This window comes from Stenotrophomonas sp., assembly GCF_032061965.1.
Taxonomy (GTDB): domain Bacteria; phylum Pseudomonadota; class Gammaproteobacteria; order Xanthomonadales; family Xanthomonadaceae; genus Stenotrophomonas.
Genome location: NZ_DAMBEF010000083.1, coordinates 1 through 3,759 on the forward strand (window position 1 = coordinate 1; position 3,759 = coordinate 3,759).

Annotated in this window: 6 protein-coding genes; all 6 read left to right on the forward strand. The window is 67.0% G+C overall.

What is annotated here, in order from left to right:
• Positions 1-712: prolyl oligopeptidase family serine peptidase (locus RT460_RS19385; protein ID WP_313321356.1), on the forward strand; the 712-nt coding region annotated here is incomplete at its 5' end.
• A 17-nt stretch (positions 713-729) separates the two neighbouring features.
• Positions 730-1,137 (forward strand): YbaN family protein, encoded by a 408-nt coding sequence (locus tag RT460_RS19390; protein WP_313321357.1) that lies wholly within the window; start codon positions 730-732, stop codon positions 1,135-1,137.
• Positions 1,138-1,188: 51 nt separating this feature from the next.
• Positions 1,189-1,458 carry a lipoprotein gene (locus RT460_RS19395; protein ID WP_313321358.1) on the forward strand — a complete coding sequence of 90 codons (270 nt, stop codon included), beginning with the start codon at positions 1,189-1,191 and terminating at the stop codon, positions 1,456-1,458.
• Positions 1,451-2,302, forward strand: a complete 852-nt coding sequence (gene dapF, locus RT460_RS19400) for a diaminopimelate epimerase (RefSeq protein WP_313321359.1) — start codon at positions 1,451-1,453, stop codon at positions 2,300-2,302. Before RT460_RS19395 ends, dapF begins: the two co-directional genes overlap by 8 nt.
• Entirely contained in the window at positions 2,299-2,976 is a 678-nt protein-coding gene (locus RT460_RS19405) for a DUF484 family protein (protein ID WP_313321360.1), read from the forward strand. Before dapF ends, RT460_RS19405 begins: the two co-directional genes overlap by 4 nt.
• Before the next feature lie 16 nt (positions 2,977-2,992).
• The coding region (locus RT460_RS19410) for a tyrosine recombinase XerC (protein ID WP_313321361.1) at positions 2,993-3,759 on the forward strand (767 nt) is incomplete at its 3' end.

Below are 3,759 nucleotides of genomic sequence, written 5' to 3' on the forward strand. Positions count from 1 at the left end.
CGCCGCCCTGTACCAGTACGCCTACGGCAGCTACGGCATGTCGATGGACCCGGGCTTCAACCAGAGCGTGGTCAGCCTGCTGGACCGCGGCGTGGTCTACGCCATCGCGCATATCCGCGGTGGCGAGGAAATGGGCCGCAGCTGGTACGACAATGGCAAGCTGCTGCACAAGCAGAACACCTTCAACGACTTCGTCGACGTCACCCGCGCGCTGGTGGCACAGGGTTATGCCGCCAAGGACCGCGTCGCGGCCTCGGGCGGCAGCGCTGGTGGCCTGCTGATGGGCGCCGTGGCCAACCAGGCCCCGGGCGATTACCGGGTGATGGTTGCGCAGGTGCCGTTCGTCGACGTGGTCACCACCATGCTCGACGCCAGCATTCCGCTGACCACCAACGAGTACGACGAGTGGGGCAACCCGGAGCAGAAGCAGTACTACGATTACATGCTCAAGTACTCGCCGTACGACAACGTCACCGCCCAGGCTTACCCGTCGCTGTTCGTTGGTACCGGCCTGTGGGATTCGCAGGTGCAGTACTGGGAGCCGGCCAAGTGGGTGGCCAAGCTGCGTGACGTCAATACCGGCACCGCCCCCATCGTGTTCCGCACCAACATGGAAGCCGGCCACGGCGGCAAGTCCGGCCGTTTCCAGCGCTACAAGGAGCAGGCCGAGTCCTTCGCCTTCGTGCTGTCGCAGCTGGGCGTGGCCAACTGACACCCTGAGTTGCCGTGATGCCGGATGCACCCACCCCGCCCGAACCCCGCCCACCGCGCCTGCGCTGGGCGTGGTGGCTGTTGGCGTACGTCAGCCTGGGCGTGGGTATCGTCGGCATCTTCGTGCCGGGCCTGCCCACCACCGTTTTCGTGCTGATTTCGGCCTGGGCGGCCTCGCGCGGGTCTGAACGGCTGCATCGCTGGCTGCTGGAGCACCCGCGCTTCGGCCCAGCCATCCGCGACTGGCAGGCGCATGGCGCGGTAAGCCGCAAGGGCAAGTGGATGGCCAGCCTGACCATGCTGGCCTGCGCGCTGATCACCCTGTGGTGCGTGCCTTTGGCCTGGGTGAAGTGGACCTCGATCAGCATCATGGCCTGCGTCTGCCTGTGGCTGTGGCTGCGCCCCTTGCCGCCGGGCGAGCGCTGAGCGGGACCTGCGCCATCCGGCTTTCATGGTCCAGTGGCTATACTCCGTGGCATGAACACGACGTCCCGTTCCCTGATCCTCATCCCGGCGGCACTGATGCTGCTGGGCCTTTCCGCCTGCGGCAACAAAGGCCCGCTGGTGATGCCGCAGAAGCCGGTGCCGATCGAAGAGCAGGAAGTGGTTCCCGCCGACGACAGCACGCCGCCGGCGAGCGAAGGCGAGGGGACCACCCCGCCGGCCTCTGATACCACCGAAGGCCAGGACAAGACCGAAGGCACGGACAGCCAGCCGACCGAAAGCACCGACAGCAACAATGGTTAATTCGGCAGCAGGGCGCCTGCAATTCAGCAAGATGCATGGCGCCGGCAATGATTTCGTGGTGTTGGACCTGCGTGATGGCAGCGCCCCGCCGGATGCGGCACGGGCCGCGCTGCTGGCCGACCGCCACCTTGGCGTGGGCTGCGACCAGATACTGACCATCGAAGCGCCGCGCAGCGAAGGCGCCGTGGCGTCCTATCGCATCTGGAATTCCGACGGCTCCACCTCGCAGCAGTGCGGCAACGGCGCGCGCTGCGTGGCCGCCTGGCTGGTCCGCGACGGGGCGGTGCAGGGCGATGCCTTCGTCATCGACAGCCCCACCCGCAGCCACGCCGTGCAGCGCCTGGGCAATGGCGACTACGCCGTGGCCATGGGCCAGCCCGAGTTCGCCCCCGAGCACATCCCGCTGCTGGGCTACCCGCGTGCCCGTGAGGAGTACATGACCTCGCTGCAGGGCGAGAACGTGCGATTCGGCGCGGTCTCCATGGGCAACCCGCATGCGGTGCTGGAAGTTGGCCTGATCGATGCCGCGCCGGTGGAGCGCATCGGCCCGCTGCTGCAGCAGAGCCCCTCTTTCCCGGAGTCGGTGAACGTCGGCTTCGCCCAGGTGCTGGACCCGGGCCACGCCCGCCTGCGTGTCTATGAGCGCGGTGTCGGTGAGACCCTGGCCTGCGGCAGCGGTGCCTGCGCCGCTGCCGTGGTATTGATGCAGCGTGGCCGCCTGCAGCGCGATGCACGCATCTCGCTGCCTGGTGGCGACCTGCGGATTCAATGGCCGGCCGACGACGCCGAGATCGTGATGTCGGGCCCCGCAGCATTTGTATTCGACGGAGAGTGGATGGGATGAACGACACAGTCGAGAAAATCGGTGCCCATGAAGTCGCGGCCTGGCTGCGGCGTCATCCGAGCTTCCTCAAGCAGTTCCCCGATCTGGCCCTGACCATGGTGGTGCCGCGCGACGATGGTCCCACCGCCTCGCTGGCCAGCTATCAACTGGAAGTGCTGCGCGACAAGAACCGCGAGTTGTCGCGGCGCTTGGCCGATCTCGGCGCCAACGCGCAGATCAACGAACGCCTGGCCGTGCGCACCCACCAGCTGACCCTGGCGCTGATGCGCCAGAACAGCGCTGCCGACACCCTGCGTGCGATGGCCGCCTCGCTGGAAGAGGATTTCGCCGGCGATCTGGTGCGCATTGTTTCCTTCGAGCCTGTGCCGGAACTGGCCGAGGCCCCGTGGCTGCAGGTCATCGCCCGGGATGACGCCAAGCTGGCGCCGTTCCACGACTGCCTGCAGGATGGCGAGCCCATCTGCGGCCGTCTGCAGCAGGAAAAGAACGACGTGCTGTACGGCGATCGTGTGCATGAGGTGTCGTCCACCGCGCTGCTGCCGCTGCCGGGCGTCGGCCTGATTGCCGTCGGCAGCTACGACCCCAATCGTTTCTATCCCGGCATGGGCACGCTGTTCCTGCGCATGATGGGCGAGTCGTTGGTGGTCGGGTTGCAGCGCTTCCGCAGCGCCTGAGTGGAGTAACGCGGCGATGCGCGCCGTCCAGGCATTCCTGTCCTACCTTCAGGTCGAGCGCCGCATGTCGGCGCACACGCTGGACGCCTACCAGCGTGACCTGGCAGCGCTCTCGCAATGGTGTGATGCCCAGGGCATCAACGATCCGCAAGTACTGCACGGCGACCAGCTGCGCGAATTCATCGCCAGCGAGTACCGACGCGGCCTGTCGGCCAAGAGCCTGCAACGCCGCCTGTCGGCCTGCCGCAGCTTCTACGGCTGGCTGCTGAAGAACAACGTGATCGACAACAGCCCCGCCGCCGGCCTGCGCGCGCCCAAGGCACCGCGCAAACTGCCGCAGGTGCTGGACGCTGACGAAGCCGTGCAGCTGGTCGAACTGCCCACCGACGCACCGCTCGGTCTGCGCGACCGCGCGCTGTTGGAACTGTTCTATTCCTCGGGCCTGCGCCTGAGCGAACTTTGCGCCATGCGCTGGCGCGACCTCGATACCGCCAGCGGCATTGTGCTGGTACACGGCAAGGGCAACCGAGAGCGCACCGTGCCGGTGGGCTCGCATGCGATGAACGCATTGCAGGAGTGGCGCAAGGAAAGTGCCGGCGCCGGCGAGAAACCGGTATTCCCGGGCCGCAGCGGCGGACCCATCAGCCAGCGCGCCGTGCAGATACGCATCAAGCAACTGGCGCAACGCCAGGGGCTGTTCAAGAACGTGCACCCGCATATGCTGCGGCACAGTTTCGCCAGCCATATCCTGGAATCGTCAGGCGACCTGCGCGGCGTGCAGGA

Excerpts from the sequence above, each read along its gene's own strand:
- RT460_RS19390 (WP_313321357.1), top strand. The coding sequence starts at position 730 with ATGCCGGATGCACCCACCCCGCCCGAACCCCGCCCACCGCGCCTGCGC.
- RT460_RS19395 (WP_313321358.1), top strand. The coding sequence starts at position 1,189 with ATGAACACGACGTCCCGTTCCCTGATCCTCATCCCGGCGGCACTGATG.
- dapF (WP_313321359.1), top strand. The coding sequence starts at position 1,451 with ATGGTTAATTCGGCAGCAGGGCGCCTGCAATTCAGCAAGATGCATGGC.
- RT460_RS19405 (WP_313321360.1), top strand. The coding sequence starts at position 2,299 with ATGAACGACACAGTCGAGAAAATCGGTGCCCATGAAGTCGCGGCCTGG.